Genomic DNA, 19112 nt, shown 5'->3' with positions numbered 1-19112 from the left:
CCCACGCACCGGTGTCGGAGGTGTCACCCGGCCACCGCCCCGATCACCGGCAGCGCGACCCGGCAGCCCTCGGTGTCGTCGAGCAGGGGTACGGGGTCGAGGTGACCGACCGCGCCGCCCACCGCCCGGCCGGCGAGTCGTACGTCGTAGCGGGCGCCGCAGTGCCCGCAGGCGAGGATCTGTGCCGTGACGCCGGCATCACCCAGGCCTGCTGCGCAGGCCGGGCAGGCGCTGCGGTAGGCGTAGTGGCTGTCCTCGAGGCGTACGACGACCATCGTCGTCCCGGCAAGCTCCACCTCGGCGAGACCCTCGTCGGCCAGCGCCGGCAGGTCGAGCGGCGTCCAGTCGACCGGAGCGTCCTCGGCCGCGGGGCCGCCCTGGAAGCGTTGGATCTGCAACACCGTCCGGTCGTCCGTGGCCGGTGCCGCGACGCCCTCGACATCCACCTTGGTGATCTCCGGCGCAGCCTCGAAGATGGCCCGCTCGATCGTCGACGTCACCGTCACCGTCGAGGACGGGCATCCGTCGCAGCTGCCCTCCAGCTTCAGGTGCGCTACGCCGTCGTCATCGACACCGACCAGCTCGATCCCGCCTGCGTGGGAACCGAGATAAGGCCGGACCCCGTCGAGGGCGCGGCCGATCCGGGTCAGCACGTCGACCGGATGCAGGTCGTGCACGAGCAGCAGGCTGGCCACCACCTGATCCTGCGTCAGTCGCTCCAACATTGCCGCGCCGTCCGGCCCGGCGTCGTCGAGCACCGACACGATCCGCTCCAGCCCGGCTCCGTAGAGCTCGAGCAGCCGACGGACGATCTCCTCGGCAAGGTCCGCGGCGGCGGGATCCTCGGTACGGCGTACCTGCTCCAGCAGGTCACCGATCCGGGCCGCCGCCTCGGCCGGGTTCGGAGCCGTCGGCGTAGAGGAATCGGGTTGATGGGTGGTGGTCGGCATCGCCATGAGGGCTCCTACCGCCGAGTCGCGCTATGCCTGCGGATAGGACGTCGGCGAATGCACCTGCTTGAGCACCTTTCCAGGACCGAGATACATGTGGACGCCGCACGGGAGACACGGGTCGAAGCTGCGTACCGCCCGCATGATGTCGATGCCCTTGAAGTTCTCCGGAGAGTTCTCCTCGAAGATCGGCGTGTTCTGGATCGCGTCTTCGTAGGGCCCGGGTACGCCGGCAGGGTCGCGCACGCTGCCGTTCCACGGCGTCGGCGGGTAGGGGTGGTAGTTGGCGATCTTGCCGTCACGGATGACCATGTGGTGCGACAGCACGCCGCGGACGGCCTCGGTGAAGCCGCAGCTCACGGCCTCGTCCGGCACCGTGAACGGCTCCCAGGTCTTGGTGTTGCCGGCCCGGATCTCGGCGAGCGCCTGCTCGACGAAGTGCAGGGCGGCCGCCGCCGAGTAGGCCTGGAAATAGGTGCGGGCGCGGTCGCGCTCTATGGCGTTGCTCCACTGCGGGATCTTCCACTCCAAGCTCATCTCGGGCTTGGTGGCCGTCTTCGGCAGGTTGATCTGCACGCTGTGCCCGGTGCTCTCGACGTAGCCGATGTGCACGAGGTTGGCCAGCGCCGTCGACCACAACCGGGCCAGCGGTCCGCCGCCGGTGTCGAGCGGAAGGTTGTCGGTGCCGTCGAACCACCGCGGCGACATGGTCCAGCTGTAGGCCCCGTCGAAGTCCCGCTTGGCGGGCGCCGGGATGGTGTGCTGGTTCCACGGGTGGCGGCGGTCGACCGGGTTTCCCAGCGGGTCGCGGGTGACGAACATCTCCTGGTCTTCCCAGTCCCGGTAGAACGAGTGCCCGAGCAGGATCCGGATGCCGAGGTTGATGTCGACGAGGTCGGTCGTGACGAGGTTGCCGTCGACGACGACGCCCGGGGTGACGAACATCTTGCGTCCCCAGGCCGTCATGTTCTCGTAGCTGAAGTCGCAGTGCGCCGGGTCGTTGAGACTGCCCCAGCAGCCCAGCAGGATCCGGCGCTGGCCGACCTGCTCGTAGCCCGGCAGCGCCTCGTAGAAGAAGTCGAAGAGGTCGTCGTGCATCGGCACCACACGCTTCATGAACTCGACGTAGCGCATGAGCCGGGTCAGGTAGTCGGTGAAGAGCTGGATGGTTGCGGACGTGCCGACGCCGCCCGGGTAGAGCGTGGACGGGTGCACGTGGCGCCCCTCCATCAGGCAGAACATCTCGCGGGTGTAGCGGCTCACCTGCAACGCCTCGCGGTAGAACTCGCCTTCGAGCGGGTTGAGCGAGCGCATGATGTCGGCGATCGTCTTGTAGCCGTGGTCGCCGGCATGCGGTGCCTCGGTGTGCTCGGCCCGCTCCAGGACGCCCGGGTTGGTCTCCTTGACCATCCGTTCGCAGAAGTCCACCCCGACGAGGTTTTCCTGGAAGATGTTGTGGTCGAACATGTACTCCGCGGCCTCGCCGAGGTTGATGATCCACTCAGCGAGCGCCGGTGGCCGGACGCCGTAGGCCATGTTCTGGTTGTAGACCGAGCAGGTCGCGTGGTTGTCGCCGCAGATGCCGCAGATCCGGCTGGTGATGAAGTGTGCGTCGCGGGGGTCCTTGCCCTTCATGAAGATGCTGTAGCCGCGGAAGATCGACGACGTGCTGTGACACTCGACGACCTTCTTCTGCTTGAAGTCGATCTTCGTGTAGATGCCCAGGCTGCCGACGATGCGGGTGATGGGGTCCCACGCCATCTCCACGACGTCGGTATCGGTCCCGCCCGAGGTGCCCTCGGTCTGCGCCCGCGTCGTGGTCATCGTCTGCCCTTCCTTCGGCTTCGCTCGGCTGGTACGACGTCGTTTTCCGGTGCGGTCGGTGGTGTCGCTCACCACGGAGGCCGGTAGCCGGTGACCAGTTCACGCCCCTTGTTGCGCCACTTCGGTTCCTTGTCCACCGTCTTCGTCGTGACACTGCGCAGGTTGCGGATCAGGACGCCGTAGGCGCCGCTCGCGGCGGTCGAGACCCGCGCGCCCGGCGGCTCGTCCATGAACGGCATGAACTTGTCGGGGAAGCCCGGCATCGTGCATCCGATGCAGATGCCGCCGACGTTCGGGCATCCCCCGACGCCGTTGATCCACCCGCGCTTGGGCACGTTGCATTTCACGACCGGGCCCCAACATCCGAGCTTGACGATGCACTTCGGGGACCCGTACTCCGTCGCGAAGTCGCCCTGTTCGTAGTAGCCCGCCCGGTCGCACCCCTCGTGCACGGTGCTGCCGAACAACCACCGCGGGCGCAATGCCTCGTCCAGCGGGATCATCGGCGCCGCACCAGCGGCCTGGTAGAGCAGATAGAGGATGGTCTCGGACAGGTTGTCCGGATGGGTCGGGCAGCCCGGCACGCAGATGATCGGGAGCCCGGCCTTCGACTTCCAGTCCCAGCCGAGGTAGTCCGGGACACCCATGGCCCCGGTGGGATTGCCCGCCATGGCATGGATGCCGCCGTAGGTGGCGCAGGTGCCCGCCGCGAGTATGGCGAGCGCCTTGGGGGCCAGCCGGTCGAGCCACTCGCTCGTCGTCATCGGCTGGCCGGTGACCGGGTCGTTGCCGAACCCGCACCAGTACCCCTCCGGTTTGATCGCCTCGTTGGGTATCGAGCCCTCGACGACGAGCACGAACGGTTCGAGCTCGCCGCGGTCGGCCTTGAAGAACCACTCGATGAAGTCGTTGACGCCGCCGACGGGGCCGTTGTCGAAGTCGATCAGCGGCCAGTGCACGGCGACCTTCGGGAGTCCTGGGAGTGCGCCGAGAACGATGTCCTCGATGCTCGGCTGCGTGGCGGCGGTGAGCGCGACCGAGTCGCCGTCACAACTCAAGCCGGCGTTGATCCAGAGGATATGGACGACCGGTTCGGTGTCTTCCCCGGACGGGGTCTGCTCGGGCGCGGCTGTCGTCATGGTTGGTCACCTCGCGACGCACGGAGCGGTGCCGGTCACCGGCTCATTCGCACAGAGTGGCGCGCATCGGCGTCGGCGGTAAGGGCAATGCGCACATAGGGGCAGTGCGCCTCCGGCGGTCGGCGGCCGCAGACCCCTAGCATCCGCACTGGAGGTGATCACCGTGGGCAGAGCCCGGCGCCCGGTCAGGATCTCGGTGTGCGTGGCGGCGGCGGCCCTGGTGGCAGCAGGCCTTGCCGCCTGCGGAAGCGCCTCGTCGAGCGCGTCCGCTCAGCACACCCTGACCCTCTACACCTCGGTCACGCAGAACACCGTCGACGCCACCCTGGCCGTCTTCCGGGCCGATCATCCCGGCACGAAGGTGAATGTCTTCCGGGCGCCTACCGGCCAGCTCAACGCCCGGATCGCCACCGACCAGCGCACCGGGGGTGTGCGTGCGGACGTGCTGTGGGTCAGCGATCCGCTGACCATGCACGGCTACGACGCGCAGGGGCTGCTCAGCCACACCCTGCCGCCGGCCGCCGCCCGGATCCCCGCCGACCTCCGTACGCCGTCCTTCGCCGGCGCCGGTCTGCTCTACATGGTGCTCGTCTACCACGCCGGTCTGAACCCCGCGCCCACCAGCTGGGCCGACCTCACCCGCCCTGCCTACCGGCATGCGGTCGCGCTGCCGGACCCGGCCTTCGCCGGATCGGCCATGGGCGCGCTCGGGTACTTCAGCCAGGCGAAGGGTTATGGGGCCGCGTTCTACCGCAAGCTCGCGGCCAACGGAGCGGTGACGGTGAACAGCCCGGACGACGTCGTGACGGGTGTCGCGCAGGGCCGCTACAAGGTCGGGATGACGCTGCTCGACGGGGCGCTCGCCGCGGTCAAGAAGGGCGCTCCGGTCAAGGTCGCCTGGCCCGCTCCGGGCGCCATCGTCATCTACAGCCCGATCGGTACGGTGCGCAGCTCGGCCGATCCCTCCCTCGCCCGGTCCTACGTGAACGACGTCCTCAGCCCGGCTGGACAGAAGGCCATCGCCAAGAGCGGGAAACAGCCCGCATTGCCGGGCATCGCCGCACGGCCGAAGGCGGTCGGCGCGCACATCGTCGCGCCGGCGTGGCCCACGCTGTTCAGCGACAAGGCCGCCCTGCTGCGTGAATACCAGGGGATCTTCGGCGCGTGAGCACGGTGCGGCTCGGGCGCCTCGGACGCCCGGGGTGGGCCGGCTACGGCGTACTGCTCGCCGCCGCCCTCGTCGTCGGACTCGTCGGTCTGCCATTGGCGCGCCTCGTCGCGATCTTGGTCAGCGCGGGCACCGGACCGTTGCGCCGCGTGGTGACCGCTCCCGGCTTCGGGTCGGCGGTGGCGCACAGCCTCGAGGTCGCCCTCGCGGTGACGGCGATCGCGGTCTGCGGCGGCGCGGCGGCCGCTTTGGCGACCGCCCGGCCCGGCACACCGGGGCGCCGCTGGTTGCGCGTCGCCGTACTGCTGCCGCTGCTGGTCCCGCAGTTCGTGCTCGGCTACAGCTGGACCCAGGCCTACGGGCGGTCGGGGTTCAGCGACCAGGTCCTGGGCGTGACCCTGCCGGGACTGTTCGGGCCGGCCGGCGTCATCGTCGTCACCGCGGTCAACGTCCTGCCGCTGGCCTATCTCGTCGTCGCCGCGAGCCTTTCGGCGCGCGCCGAGCCCGACCTCGTCCGCGCGGCGCGCGCCGCCGGTGCCGACGCGGTCACCGCGTTCCGGACGGTCACGCTGCCGCTGCTGCGGGCACCGCTCGGGGCCGCCGCGGCCCTGGTGTTCGTGACGGCACTGGAATCCTTCGCCGTACCCGCGGTGCTGGGGATCCCGGCCGGTTTCGCGACCATGACCACGCGGATCTACTCCGACCTCGCGCTGGCGAGTGACCCGGACTCCTTCACCGACGCGATCACCCTGTCGTTGGCCCTGGTGCTCGTCGCCGTCATCGTGCTGGTCCCCGCCGACCGGCTCTTCGGCGTGCGTGGGCGCCCGATCCGCAGCGGCGGTTCGGCCGGCGCGGTCCCGACGCGAAAGCCGGGCCGGTCCGCGTGGCTCGCGACGGCCGCGCTGTGGGCCTACCTCGCCGTCGCCGTCGGATTGCCGCTGGTGGCACTGGTTCTGGCGTCGATCACCCGGGCCGTCGGGCTGACGCCGGTGCCGAGCAACTGGACGCTGGCCAACTTCAGCCAGGCGCTGTCCGGCCCCACCGTTCCGGCGCTGTTGCGCAGCCTGCTGCTCGCGCTCGCCGCCGCCAGCATCCTGGTCGCCGCGGGCGGGCTCGTCGCGGCCCTGGAACGGCGGCGATTCGGCCGGAGCCTGCCGACGATCGTCATGCTGGCCTTCGCCCTTCCGGGGTCGGCGCTCGCGGTGGGCATGCTGCTCGCCTATGGACGGTGGCTACGCGACACGCTGCTGCTCATCCTGCTGGCGTGCCTGGCCAAGCTGTGGCCGTTCGGGCACCGGCCGATCTCCGGTGCCGTCGATCGGCTCCCGCCGGACGACCTGCGGGCCGCCCGGGTCAGCGGCGCCCGGACCATCACCGCGATCCGCACCGTGGTGCTCCGCCCGCTCTCCCCGGCCCTCGCCGGTGCCTGGCTGCTGATTTTCCTCGTCGTGCTGCACGAGCTGACCATGTCCAGCCTGCTCTACGGACCGTCCAGTGAGACGCTGGCTGTCGTGGTCCTCAACCAGCAGCAGCTCGGCGACGTCGGCGTGACCGCCGCGCTGGCCGTCCTGCTGGGCCTGCTGCTGGTCGTCGCGGCGTTGCCGCTGCTCGTCTGGTCGAGGGTGCGGCGCAGCTCCGGGGCGCGCCGCCACGCCCCGGTTCGCGCGGAGGCAGGGGTGTCCGGTGCAGCCTGACGTGACCGATGTGCGAGCGCCGGACATCGTCCGGTCCACGCCCGCGGTCACCTGCCGGGGACTGCAGGTCGAGTACGACGGTCATCCGGTGCTCGTCGATCTCGAGCTGACCGTCGGGGCGGGTGAGGTCGTGGCGTTGCTCGGACCGTCCGGTTCGGGAAAGACCACGCTGCTGCACACCGTGGCCGGCTTCGTGGCACCGAGCGGCGGTGAGGTGTGGCTGGGTGACCGCCTGGTCGCCTCGGCCGACCGGCTGGAGCCACCCGAGCGGCGGGCCGTCGGGATGGTGTTCCAGAACTACGCACTGTGGCCGCATCTGTCGGCGCTCGACACGGTCGGCTACCCGCTGCGCCGGGCCGGCCGGTCCCGGGCGGACGCCCGGGCCGAAGCGCTCGCCCTGCTCGACCGGCTGCGTGCCGCCCACCTCGCCGACCGCCGTCCCAGCCAGCTGTCCGGCGGCGAGCAGCAACGCATCGGCCTGGCCCGCGCACTCGCCCGCCGCGGCTCGGTCAACCTCTTCGACGAGCCGACGGCGCACCTCGACGCCTCGCTCCGCGCGACGGTGCAGGAGGAGATCGCCGATGCCCAGCGGCGTACCGGCGCGGCCGCGATCTACGCCACGCATGACGCGACCGAGGCGTTGGCGGTCGCCGACCGCCTGGTGCTGCTGCACCGCGGGCACCTCGTGCAGACCGGATCACCGCGCGCGGTCTACGAACAACCGGTCGACCTGTGGGCCGCCCGGCTGACCGGTCCCGCGTTCGTGCTGCGGGGGAGTGCCCGGTCCGGTCCGTCCGGTCGCGTCGTGGTGAGCGTCGCCGGCGTCCGGGTGGATCTCGACGTGGGGCCGCCGGACGGCGTCGTCGCGGACGAGGTCAACGTCCTCGTCCGGCCGGACTGGACCGCGCTCGACGGGCCGCTGCCCGGTCAGGTGGACCGGGTTCAGTACCGCGGCGCGCACACCGACTACCGGCTCGACACGCCGGCCGGCCGGGTCGTGGTCCGCGACGCGGGGCCGCCGCGACTGCAGGTGGGGGACCAGACGACCTGGCGGTTGTCCCGCGGGTGGCTGCTCCCGCCGTCCAGCGGGCAGCGCGACTGATCAGGAGAGCGCGGCGGCCGGGCCCGAGTGCTGCACCTTGTGGTTGGTGATGTCCAACTGGCGCGCGGTGTAGTGCTTCAACGCCGCCAGATCCGACGCGCTGAGCCGGTCGCAGACCCAGTGCCAGTGCAGCGACACCCAGTCCCCGATCTTCAGGTCCGGCAGGAACGAATAGCCGTCGACCGACCGGGTCGCGGTCTCGGTCTGCGCCGGCCCGAGGCCGAGGTGGTGGCCGTCCCAGGTCAGGGGCTGCGAGCGCACCACGACCTGACCGGGCTCGACGGCGACGACCTGGCCCCACCGGATCCGGCACCGGTCGAGCACCGTCAGCGGGGTGTCGCCCCGGTCGGCGCCGAGCAGCCCGACCCACGGGTAGACGCCGAAGACGTGGAAGCTGTGATGAGGCACGGCGTCGGCCGGGACGTTCTCCTCGAGATAGCTCCAGGTGAGCCCGGTGCGCGGGTGGAACCGGTCGCGTAGGGAGTTGCCGAACATGTTGCGGTCGACCCGCTCGAGCAGCCGGCTGCCGACCCAGTAGGCCTGCACCACGCGCCGGTCGAGCGGGTCGCCGATGCCGGTGCCCTCGGCGATGAGCTGCAGGTAGGGCCAGGCGCCGAGGAAGCCCCGCGCGAGCTGCACCAGGCCGTCGTCGACGACGCCGGCGGTGCCGTATTCGAGCAGCGCCCGGTGGTCGGGCGGTCCGCAGTAGCCGAGCTCGTTCGGTGGGTAGGCGTATCGGGTGAACAGCACCGCGCCGGACTCCCGGGCGACGGCGTTCTCCGGCCGGTCGAGGGTTGTGGGCCGGCCGGTGAGCCGGGCGCCGGTGGTGTCCCCATCGAGGTTCACAGCTGCCTCCCCTGAGGCAGTCGACCGGGCGCGGTCGGCTGCGATGTGTCCACGATGGAAAGGCACGCCGCGCGTGTCAAGGGCTGCGGTCGTGTCGTCGGGTGTTGTCAGCCCGGGTGTACGGCGCTGCGCACCTCGTCCAGATCGGCGTCGTCGAGGCCGAGCGCGTGCCGGAGATCCGCTCCGGCGACCTGGTCGAGGTCGCGGTCGAGATCCGGGCCGTAGGTCTGCGCGGCGATGTCGGCGTGCCGGGCCATCGCCGACCTCGCGGCCCGGGGATTGCCGGACCGGATCGCGTTGTAGACCCGCCGGTGCACGGGAACGCCGGCGGCGGCCGTTGCCGGGTCGCTCAGGCTGCGCAGGATCAGTTCGGCGCTGGGCTCGGCGATCGAGGCGAACATGACCTCGAGCACCGGGTTGTGCGCCGCGCGCGCGACGGTGATGTGGAAGGCGAGATCGCGCCGTACCCGCTCCACCAGTCGGTCGGCGCCCTCGAGCGCCTCCAGGTGGGTCAGCATGTCCCGCAGGTCCGCGTCGGTCGCCCGGACGGCGGCCGATTCGGCCGCGTGCGACTCGAGCAGCCGCCGCGCCTCGACGAGCTGGCGGGCGGTCACGCCATGCCGGCGGAGCACTCCCTGGAAGGCCCGCGCGGCGTCGGTCGTGCGGGGCGCCCGGACGAAGGCTCCGCGCCCGATGACGACCTCGATGAGCCGGCGTTCGGCGAGCACTCCGAGCACCTCACGGACGACCGACCGGCTCACGCGGTAGCGCTCGGCCAGCTTGCGTTCGGAGGGGAGCGCACCGCCCGGCGGTATCTCGCCGCCGAGTATCTGGCGCTGCAACTGCGCGGCGAGCGTGCTCGAGTTCGCGGTCACGGCGCCTCCACCGGCGGTCCGGGTCAGCCCTTGACCGAGCCCACGGTGAGTCCTTCGATGAGCTGTTTGCGCAACGCCAGGAAGATGAGGATGGTCGGGACGGCCGCGAGGATTGTCCCGGCCATGACGAGGCCGTATTCCCGGGAATACGTGCCGACCAGCGAGTTGAGCCCGAGCGGCAGGGTGAACTTCTCCTCGCTTGACAGCACCACGAGCGGCCAGAGGAAGCTGTTGTAGCTGTTGAGGAAGTTCCAGACCGCGAGCGCCCCGAGGGCGGGCCGCACCATCGGCAGCACGATGCGGCAGAAGATGCCGAACTCGCTGGCGCCGTCGATGCGGGCGGCCTCGATCACCTGGTCGGGCACCGCCTGGATGATGAACTGCCGCATCATGAAGATTCCGAAGGCCGGCGCGACCCACGGCACGATCAGGGCGACGTAAGTGTCGGCCCACCCGATCTTCGCCATCTCGACGAACAGCGGGATGAGGATGACCGCGAACGGAATCATCATCGAGCTGAACATGATGTCGAAGAGGACCCGTTGCCCGGGGAAGTGGTATTTGGCGAAGGCGTAGCCGCCCAGCGAGCAGAAGAAGACCGCGAGCGCGGTCGCGAGAATGCTGACCCAGAGGCTGGTCCACAACCAGCGCGGGAAGGGCACGTTCTTGAAGAGGTCGGTGAAGTTCTGCAGCGTGCCGTGCGTGGGCCACAGCTTCGGCGGATAGACGAAGATCTCCGCGACCGGCTTGAACGAGCTGGACAGCGCCCACAGCAGCGGTAGTACGGCGACGATCAGGATGAGGACCAGCACCGCGTAGAGGCCGGTCATCCGCGCCCGCCGTCCTGCCGTGGAGGACGACCGCCGGGTGCGGGTCATGGTGGTCGCGGCCATCAGTGGTCCTCTCGTCCGATGCCGAAGAAGTGCGCGAGTACGCGGGTCAGGACGAACACGACGATGAAGAGCAGGAACCCGGCCGCCGCGGCGTAGCCGAAGTCCTCGCGCTCGAACGCGGCGCGGTAGATGAAGTACGCGACGCTCATCGTGGATTCGCCCGGCCCGCCCTGCGTGAGGATGAACGGTTCTTCGAAGATCTGCGCCGCGCCGATGAAGACGGTGATGGCGACGAACGCGGTCACCGGCTTGAGCATCGGGACGGTGACGCTGCGGAACTTCCCGATTGCGCCGGCGCCGTCGATATCAGCTGCCTCGTAGAGGTCGCGCGGGACGCTCTGCAGGCCGGCCAGGAAGTAGATGACCAGGTAGCCGGTCCACCGCCAGATCAGGACGATGACGATCGCTACCTTCGCCCAGTTGGGAGCACCCAGCCAGTTGACCGGCTTGATCCCGATCAGGCCGCGCAGCACGGCGTTGAGCAGCCCGAAGTTCTGGTCGAAGATGATCGTGAAGACGAGGGAGACCACGACCGGGGACAGCACCATCGGCAGGAAGTAGCCGACCCGGAACATGTCCCGGCCACGCAGACCGCGGGTATTGAGCGCGGTGGCGATCACGAGGGCGAGCGGCGTCACGACCAGCACGCTGGCCGCGACGTACCACAAGGTGTTGGTGACCGCGCCGTGGAAGCTGGAGTCGCGGAACAACCGGGTGTAGTTGCTCAGCCCGACCCAGGTGCTCGGCCCGATGCCGGCCCACTCGTGCAGGCTGAGCCAGAACGCGTAGACCGTCGGCCCCAGCAGGAAGAGCACGTAGAGGACGTAGAACGGCGACACGAACAGGTAGGGCACCAGCCGGCTGTGCTGGCGGGTGCGCCCGGCCGGCAGCGTCCGGGACTTCCGGTCACCACTCGGTCGGCGGAGGATGGTCGAGGTCTCAGCCATTCTCGTCGCTCACTTCATCTGGGAGGTGATGGATGCGGTGGCGCTCTTGACGGCCTGTGCTGCGGTCTTGCGGCCGGTGAGGGCGTCTTCGAGGGCGATCGACAGCTCGACCGTCATGATGTTCCAGTACGGGCTCTGGTACTGGGTCGGTGCATCGTTGGACAGGCTCTTGAACAGCCGGAACGAATGCTGACCACCCAGATACGGGTCGGTGAAGTCGATGAGCTCCTTGTTGTCCCACGCCTTCTTCATGGTCGGCAGGAAGTGGATCCGCTTGAAGCGCTCGACCTGGCCTTCCTCGGTCAGGTAGACCTTCTGCAGCAGGTCCCAGGTCGCATCGGTGCCGGCCATGCCCTTGGAGACGCAGAATCCGGTGCCGCCCCACACGCTGGTGGGATGTCCGCCGCCGGAGAAGCGGGGCAGCGGACGCATCCGCCACTTGCCGGACAGCTCGGGTGCGGTCGACCGGAGAATGAAGCTCTCGAACCAGTCCGGCATGAAGAACGCGGCGCCCTTGCCCTGCTTGATCGCGGCGGTGCCCGGGCCGCCGTAGAAGTCGCTGACCATCAGGAACGCCCCGGACTTCACGCCGTCGACCATCAGCTGGATGGCGTCGACCGTCTCCCGGCTGTCGATGGTGAGGTTGCCGTCCTTGTCGAAAAACTGCCCGCCCCGCTGCTGCAGCAGGATCCCGAGCCAGGTCAGGTCGCCGCCCTGCGGGATTCCGACCACCCCGAGCGAGACACCGTGTTTGTCGTTGACCTGCTTACCGACCTTCAGTACGTCGTCCCACGTGTCGAGCTCGACCGGGATCTTGTACTTCTCGAAGAGGTCGGCGCGGTAGTAGTAGACCGCGAGCGGGAAGGACGACTCGACGCCGTACTGCCGTCCGTCCACTTGATACGGTGCCCAGCGGGACGCGAAGAACTGGTCCCGGACGCCGGCGATCCGATCGGTCAGGTCCACGAACACGGTCGGCGCGATCCCGGCCTTCATGAACCGGGAGAACTGCGAGATCTCGATGCCGGGCAGCTCGGGCGGGTGACTGTGCGCGGTGTACGCCGACAGGGTCTTCGTGGCGACGACCTCGGAGTCCTGCACCAGCGGGCGCAGGTTGTAGCGGTAGGTCGCCGACGGCGTCGACAGGCGTTTCGCCCACCAGGTGAAGAGGTTGACGTAGTTCTGGTCGTTGGTCCAGAGGTTCACGTCGACCGAGCCGGACTTGATCGGGGCCTGCGAACCCTGTCCGCAGGCCGCGAGGCCGGGCGCCAGCAGGCCCCCGGCGGCCGCCGCGCCGCCGAACCGCAGCAGGTCGCGTCGTGACAAGGCCATGGCGATCTCCGATCCCAGTGTTTTCGGTCAGACCGTGCTGATGCGTCGTTGTACGTCGGTGCGGTCGGCGAGCCCGTCGACCAGTCGCAGCCCGAGACCGGGTTCGCGGGTCGGCGCGATCCGGCCGTCGACCACCTCCGGCAGGCCGACGACGAGGTCGGCGTACCAGGTCCGCAGGAAGGCCCGAACGGTCTCCTGGATGAGGCCGTTGGGCTGGCTCATGACCAGGTGCAGGCACGCGGCAAGACTCACCGGGCCGGTGCAATCATGCGGTGCGACCGGCACGCCGTAGGTGTCGGCGAGGGCCGCCACCTTGCGCGCCTCGGTGATACCACCGGTCCACTGCACGTCGACGGTGACCACGTCGAGCGCGCCGGCCTGCAGGAGCGGCAGAAAGCCACGGCGGCCGACGCACGTCTCGCCGGTGGCGATCGGTACGTCGACCCGCGACGCGAGTCGCGAGAACGCCTCGACCTGGTCCCCGCGCAACGGATCCTCGACCCAGAAGGGCTGGTACGGCGCGACCGCCGCGCAGATCCGCTCGGCCGTGGGCCGGTTCCAGAGCCCGTGCAGTTCGACCATCAGGCGCATGTCGAGACCGACGGAGTCCCTGATGGCGGCGAGGCACCGCAGTCCCGCGTCCAATTCGGCGGGCGAGATCTCGTTGCCCGCGGAGCGTTCCGCCGCGGTGTCGAACGGCCAGACCTTCATCCCGCCGATGCCCTCGGCCAGTAGCTCTTTGGCCAGCTCCGCCGGTCGGTGCAGGAAGGCCTCGAGGTCCTCGTACCGGCTGGTCCCGCCGACGCCCCAGTTGGCCGACTCCTGCCGGCCGGAGGTGGCGATGTAGCCCGGTCCGGCGCAGGTGTTGTAGACGTCGATGTCGTCGCGCACCGGGCCGCCGAGCAGGTCGGTCACGGGCAGGCCGGCCTGCCGGCCGAGCAGATCCCACAGCGCGATATCCACCGCACCGAGAGCCCGCGTCTCCACTCCGCCGCCCTGATAGCCGACGTAAGGCGCGAGCAATCGGCCGACTCGTTCCGGACGGGGATCGGTCCGGCCGAGCAGCGCCGGTGCCACTACCGAGTGCAGGTAGGACTCGGCCGCGTCCGGGCTGAAGAATGTCTCGCCGAGCCCGACCGCGCCGTCGTCGGTGTGCAACTGGAGCAGCAGCACGTTGGGCTGGAAATCGGGGCGCAACGTCTCCAGGGCGGTGAGCCGCACGCCGCTACCTCCACCATGTCGCCCCTGGTCTGACCGGTCGTGCCAGGAGAGATTGGTGGCCGGGCGGGACCGTGTCAACCCCGGAAATGCGATCGCCACCCATTGCGACCGAACGCCGGACGCGGACCTACCACATCACTCACAGTGGTAACAGGGACGGGAGGTGGTGATGGACGAGTCCCTTCCCCAACCCGTGCAACGGGTCGGTTCCGCACGTCCCGTGGCGCGGCCGCACGCGGGTGCCCGGCTGGGGCTTTTGGTCATCTCCTTCGGCGTGACCGTGGTCGTCACTCGACTTTTCCTGGTGCTCGCGGGCTATCCGCAGATCGCCGGTGGCGGATACCACATCGCCCACGCGCTCTGGGGCGGAGTCCTGTTGGCGGTAGGGGCGATCCTGCCGTTGGCCTGGGCCAACGACTGGGCCTTCACCGTGGCCGCGCTGTGCGCCGGGACGGGTGTCGGACTCTTCATCGACGAAGTGGGCAAGTTCATCACCTCGAAGAACAACTACTTCACCCCGGTGGCCGCTCCGATCATCTATGTGGTGTTTCTCGGGGTTCTCGCGCTCGCCCGTCGCGCAAGCCGTCCCCGACAGTACGACGCGCGCGGCCAGACCTACGTCGTCCTCGACGACCTCACCCGGGTCGCGGATGCGCGGGTCGGCACCGGACTGCGGGCCGACCTGCTCTCCCGGCTCACCCTCATCACGACGTCGACCGATCGGCCCGACCTTGCCGACCTCGCCGGGCGGCTGCGGCCCTACGTCGCGTCGCCGGCGGTCCAGGCGCAGTCGATCGTGCTGCGGCGGCAGCGTGCCGTCGCCTGGCTCGAGTCGGTGGAACGGCGGCTGCTGCCGCGGACCCTGCACCGGATCATCCTCATCGTGCTGTCGCTGTTGATCGGGCTGTACTCGCTGCTCGGACTCGCCGTGGTCGTAGTACTAGCGACCAGCGACGCGAACGCGATCGTCAAGATCGACGACCAGACGATCCGGGGAAGCACCGACGCGCCGGTGCTCCTGCTGGCCGGCGCCGGCGAGACGATCGTGGGTCTTCTCCTCCTCGCATCGGCGGTGCTGTTGATCTTCGCCCGCGACCGGCGCGGAATTCAGGCCGGCATCGCGGGTCTCGTGCTCTCCCTGGCAGGAGTCAACATCCTCCTGGGCTATGTGAGCGCGGAAACCGTCGTCGCCGCCATCATCGTCGAACTCCCGATGCTCGGGCTCTACGTCCGATACCGCAAGCGATTCCTGGCCCCGGCTATCACGGACCCGGACGGTTGACCGTGCCGGCGGACGCCGCGACCGGCGAGCGCGCGACATCAACTGCCCGACGCGTCACGCTGCTGATCCTGCGCCGGTGTCCCTTCACGGTCGCCGTCGTCGTCGCGCTGCTCGTCGTCGGTGCCGCGACGACGACGCTGTGGCACGCCACCGAGCATCAGTCGTGGTATCCCAACGTCGCCTTCGGTCTGCCGTCCTTCGAAAAGGCGCGCTGGTGGACGTTGGTGACCGGGCCGTGGTTCGCGATCTCACCGATCGTCTACCTTCCGCTGATCGTGTCGTTCGCGCTGCTCGTCGGATACACCGAGTGGCAGGTCGGGACCCGGCGGGCGGCGACGTACTGCGTCGGCGGGCAGCTGGTCGGCGTAGTCGGCGCGGCGTTCTTCCTCTGGATCTTCCGCGACAGCGGGTGGACGTGGGCGCACCAGCTCGCCGGTGGTCTCGACGTGGGCTTCTCCGCCGGTGCGCTGGCGTCGATCGCCATCGTCACCGCGCGGATCCGGGCGCCGTGGCGGCTGCGCGTGCGCGCCGTACTCGTCGGCTACGTCGCGATCTCGGTCCTCTACGTCGGCACGCTCGCGAACCTCGAGCACGCGGTCGCGGTGGCAGTCGCGCTGCCGCTGGGCCACCGCCTCGTCGGCGGTGTGCCGGCGCACGACCGGGCCGGACCGAGCCGGCGGGAGTGGCGTCTCATCGCCGCGGTCGGGCTCGCCGTGATCGCCGGGATCCGCTTCGTGGTCTGGTTGCTCCCGGGTAACGGGCCGCTCGGATCCACCGCCGGGACAGGCGGATCCGCGGCCGAGGTCGCGGTCGTGCTCGTCGTGACCGCACTCCTGGTCAACGGGCTGCGGCGCGGGCGACGGGTGGCCTGGCGGTGGGCCGTCGGCTTTTCCGGATTCTTCGTCGCCCTGGCCCTTCTCGCGGCCGTGCTCCTGATCGTCGCCGGGGCGATCCCCGGGCCGAACCCGAACATCGACGTCGGCGGCGAGCCGTTGTTCGTCGCCGACGGAGTGCTGTGGGCCGGCATGCTGCTGGTGCTCATTGCCGGGCGACATGCTTTCGCCGTACCGGGGCGGCGACGGCGGCGACGCGGGGTCCCCGGCGCGGTCGACCGTGACGAGGCGGTCGCGCTGTTACGCCGGCACGGCGGCGACCACCTGTCGTGGATGACGACCTGGCCGGCAAACTCCTACTTCGGCGGCGACGGCACCCAGGCCTACGTCGCCTACCGGGTGCAGGCCGGTGTCGCGCTCGGACTCGGTGACCCGGTCGGGCTCCGGGCCGCCCGGCTGACGTCCGTCCGGTCCTTCGCGTCGATGTGCGACGCGGCCGGACTCACCCCGTGCCTCTTCTCGGTCGGTGCATCGGTCGCGGCGGCGGCCGAGGAGATCGGCTGGCAGTCGCTGCAGGTCGCCGAGGACACGGTGATCGACCTCGCCGGGCTCGAGTTCCGCGGGAAGTCCTGGCAGGGCGTGCGCACCGCGCTCAACCGGGCGAAGAAGGAGGGCATCGAATACCGACTGGTGGCACTCGCCGACGAACCGCGCGCGGTGATCCACCAGGTGCGGGAGATCTCCGAGGAATGGGTGGGGGACAAGGGACTCCCCGAGATGGGCTTCACCCTGGGCGGCGTCGACGAGGCCCTCGACCGGCAGGTGCGGGTCGGGCTCGCGACCGACGGCGACGGCCGGGTGCAGGGCGTCACGTCCTGGCTGCCGGTGTACGACGGGAGTGACCGGATCGCCGGCTGGACCCTCGACGTGATGCGCCGCCGTAGCGACGGATTCCGGCCGGTGGTCGAGTACCTCATCGCCTCGGCCTGCCTGGCTTTCCAGGCCGAGGGCGCGGACTTCATCTCCCTGTCCGCGGCTCCGTTGGCACGCAGCGAATCGGCCCACGCGGCGACGACGCTGGACCGGCTGCTCGACGCACTCGGCGCCGCACTTGAGCCCTACTACGGCTTCCGATCCCTGCACACGTTCAAGATGAAGTTCAAGCCGCGCTACGAACCGTTGTACCTCGTCTACCGCGACGAGGCGGACCTGCCGCGGATCGGAATCGCCCTCACCCGGGCCTACCTGCCTGATGCGGACGCCCGGGATCTCCTTCGGCTGGCGACGACGGGGCGTGAGTGACCGGCGGGGCCGTCGCCGTACCCGGATCGGTATCTGCACCGGCGCCCGCCTCCGGGTCGGGCCGACCGGCGATCGTGTCGAGGATCCGGAATTTGAACCGGATCTGGCGGGCCCGACGGCGCTGCGCGCGCGTCTCGGCGCGCTCGTGGCGCCGCGAGCCGTCCTTGTAGAACCAGTGTGCCCAGGGAGACTCCGGATGGGCCAGCCGGATCGCGCCGATCAAGGCGAGGAACGGGACGAAAAGCCCGAGGACTCCCAAGGCCAGCTTTCCCTTGAAGACCGTGATCAGGACCAGGATGGCGTTGACGACGAGGACCGCGACCGCCTCGCTGCGGGCCGCGCTCTCGGCCGGCCCGAGGTCGTTGATGCCCAGGGGCAGCGCGCCGAGGAGCAGGAGTGCGGTCACCGCGGCGGCGAGGATGACGGCGTCGACGGAGGTGCGCCCCTTCTCCGACCAGTAGACGTCGTCGAGGTGCAGCAGAAGTGCGAACTCGTCGAGCACCAGCGCGGCACCGACGCCGAACATGATGCCGAGAATCTGCCACCAAGGCGTGTTGGCGCCGGCCGGGGTGAACGCCCCCACCCCGCCGATCAACATCAGCGTGGCCCCGAAAACCGCGTGGTGGATGTGCACTCCGCCCGAGGCAACGTTGCCGGGCCACCAGGACACCCCCGCCCGGATCATCCGCACGCTGAGCCGGGTGAAGAGGAACGTCACGATGAACGCGGCGAACAGAAAGAGCAGCGGCGCCCTGCCGGGTTCGACGATCACCCGCTGATAGAAGTCGGACACGGTACCCCTCGGCGCTCCCCGAACGGTCCGTCGGCCGGCGCGGATCCGGCGCGGTCGACGACCCACCCTCGTTCCGATCATGGCCCGGCGACGGCTCCGGGCGAGCCGAAACGGGGGATCTCACCCCCGGGCGGGCGTCACCAACCGCGGTCGCGCCACTCCGCGAGGTGCGGGCGTTCGGTGCCGAGAGTGGTGTCGTTGCCGTGCCCCGGATAGACCCAGGTCGGGTCGGGCAGCGGGTCGAAGACCCGGTCCTCGAGGTCGGTCATCAGGCTGGCGAACTGCTCGGGGCCGGCGGTCTTGCCGGGGCCGCCCGGGAAGAGCGAGTCGCCGGTGAACAGGTGCGGGTGGGCGCCCGGCTGGTCGAAGCGCAGCGCGATGCTGCCCGGGGTGTGCCCGCGCAGATGGATCACCGAGAGGGTCGACTCCCCGACCGGGACGGTGTCGCCGTGCTCGACGGTCCGGTCGACGTCGACCGGCAGCTCGGGTGCGTCGAGGGTGTGCGCCACCACCTGCGCCCCGGTCGCCTCGCGGACGGCGGCGAGGGCCTGCCAGTGGTCGCCGTGCCGGTGGGTCGTCACGATCGCGCGGAGCGGGATGTCGCGGACGAGGTCGAGCAGCCGGTCCGGCTCGTTCGCGGCATCGATCAGTACGGCGTCGCCCGTGGCCGGGCTGCGCAGCAGGTAGGCGTTGTTGTCCATGGGGCCGACGGAGATCTTCGTGATCGTCAGGGTGTCGAGCTCACGGACGTCGGACGGGCCGCCGGGATGGACGTCGCCGGTGTAGGTCACATGCTCAGATTGCCCGACCGGCCCGTTCCGGGCCAAACCGGGCCACCCGCAGACCACTCGGGAACAAAGTGTCGGTGGCCGTCGCTAGATTGGAGCTGTCGACCTCTACCCCCCGATCTC

16 protein-coding genes are annotated in these 19112 nt (G+C 70.0%); 5 read left to right on the top strand and 11 right to left on the bottom strand.

Annotated elements, in window-relative coordinates; genetic code table 11:
- Positions 1-23 precede the first annotated feature (23 nt).
- The 3 genes from VGH85_20455 to VGH85_20445 all read right to left on the bottom strand — a co-directional run bounded on the left by VGH85_20455 (position 24) and on the right by VGH85_20445 (position 3913).
- Positions 24-956: a NifU family protein gene (locus VGH85_20455; GenBank protein HEY2176185.1), complete on the bottom strand. Its 933-nt coding sequence runs from the start codon at positions 954-956 to the stop codon at positions 24-26.
- A 24-nt stretch (positions 957-980) separates the two neighbouring features.
- Positions 981-2774, bottom strand: coding sequence for a nickel-dependent hydrogenase large subunit (locus VGH85_20450; GenBank protein HEY2176184.1), 1794 nt, complete (start codon positions 2772-2774; stop codon positions 981-983).
- 68 nt (positions 2775-2842) lie between these two features.
- Positions 2843-3913, bottom strand: a complete 1071-nt coding sequence (locus tag VGH85_20445; protein ID HEY2176183.1) for a hydrogenase expression protein HypE — start codon at positions 3911-3913, stop codon at positions 2843-2845.
- 163 nt (positions 3914-4076) lie between these two features.
- Between VGH85_20445 and VGH85_20440 the strand changes: the two genes are divergently transcribed.
- Genes VGH85_20440 through VGH85_20430 form a run of 3 tightly spaced genes read left to right on the top strand, consistent with a single transcriptional unit; the run spans position 4077 to position 7877 of the window.
- Positions 4077-5081, top strand: a complete 1005-nt coding sequence (locus VGH85_20440; protein HEY2176182.1) for an extracellular solute-binding protein — start codon at positions 4077-4079, stop codon at positions 5079-5081.
- Positions 5078-6775, top strand: coding sequence for an ABC transporter permease subunit (locus VGH85_20435; GenBank protein ID HEY2176181.1), 1698 nt, complete (start codon positions 5078-5080; stop codon positions 6773-6775). Before VGH85_20440 ends, VGH85_20435 begins: the two co-directional genes overlap by 4 nt.
- 1 nt (position 6776) lies before the next feature.
- Complete coding sequence (locus VGH85_20430; GenBank protein ID HEY2176180.1) at positions 6777-7877, top strand: ABC transporter ATP-binding protein; 1101 nt, start codon at positions 6777-6779, stop codon at positions 7875-7877.
- On the opposite strand, the gene VGH85_20425 is transcribed toward VGH85_20430, so the two are convergent.
- The 6 genes from VGH85_20425 to VGH85_20400 form a co-directional block, all read right to left on the bottom strand.
- A complete protein-coding gene (locus tag VGH85_20425) occupies positions 7878-8723 on the bottom strand; it encodes a DUF6390 family protein (protein HEY2176179.1) in 846 nt (281 codons plus the stop codon).
- Between the two features lie 107 nt (positions 8724-8830).
- Entirely contained in the window at positions 8831-9598 is a 768-nt protein-coding gene (locus tag VGH85_20420) for an FCD domain-containing protein (GenBank protein HEY2176178.1), read from the bottom strand.
- 23 nt (positions 9599-9621) lie between these two features.
- A complete protein-coding gene (locus VGH85_20415) occupies positions 9622-10491 on the bottom strand; it encodes a carbohydrate ABC transporter permease (GenBank protein HEY2176177.1) in 870 nt (289 codons plus the stop codon).
- Positions 10491-11438, bottom strand: a complete 948-nt coding sequence (locus tag VGH85_20410) for a sugar ABC transporter permease (GenBank protein HEY2176176.1) — start codon at positions 11436-11438, stop codon at positions 10491-10493. The genes VGH85_20415 and VGH85_20410 overlap by 1 nt, the downstream gene beginning before the upstream one ends.
- A gap of 9 nt (positions 11439-11447) precedes the next feature.
- Positions 11448-12770 (bottom strand): extracellular solute-binding protein, encoded by a 1323-nt coding sequence (locus VGH85_20405; protein HEY2176175.1) that lies wholly within the window; start codon positions 12768-12770, stop codon positions 11448-11450.
- A 27-nt stretch (positions 12771-12797) separates the two neighbouring features.
- Positions 12798-13991 (bottom strand): mandelate racemase/muconate lactonizing enzyme family protein, encoded by a 1194-nt coding sequence (locus VGH85_20400; GenBank protein HEY2176174.1) that lies wholly within the window; start codon positions 13989-13991, stop codon positions 12798-12800.
- A gap of 169 nt (positions 13992-14160) precedes the next feature.
- Between VGH85_20400 and VGH85_20395 the strand changes: the two genes are divergently transcribed.
- Positions 14161-15273 (top strand): hypothetical protein, encoded by a 1113-nt coding sequence (locus VGH85_20395; GenBank protein ID HEY2176173.1) that lies wholly within the window; start codon positions 14161-14163, stop codon positions 15271-15273.
- Positions 15274-15275: 2 nt separating this feature from the next.
- A complete protein-coding gene (locus VGH85_20390) occupies positions 15276-17408 on the top strand; it encodes a DUF2156 domain-containing protein (protein HEY2176172.1) in 2133 nt (710 codons plus the stop codon).
- On the opposite strand, the gene VGH85_20385 is transcribed toward VGH85_20390, so the two are convergent.
- Complete coding sequence (locus VGH85_20385) at positions 17338-18201, bottom strand: hypothetical protein (GenBank protein HEY2176171.1); 864 nt, start codon at positions 18199-18201, stop codon at positions 17338-17340. The two genes, VGH85_20390 and VGH85_20385, sit on opposite strands and share 71 nt — an antisense overlap.
- A gap of 137 nt (positions 18202-18338) precedes the next feature.
- On the bottom strand, positions 18339-18932 hold the full coding sequence (locus tag VGH85_20380; GenBank protein HEY2176170.1) for an MBL fold metallo-hydrolase: 594 nt from the start codon (positions 18930-18932) through the stop codon (positions 18339-18341).
- Between the last annotated feature and the right edge of the window lie 180 nt (positions 18933-19112).

This window comes from Mycobacteriales bacterium, assembly GCA_036497565.1.
Classification (GTDB): domain Bacteria; phylum Actinomycetota; class Actinomycetes; order Mycobacteriales; family QHCD01; genus DASXJE01.
This window is presented reverse-complemented; position numbering and strand designations above follow the sequence as displayed.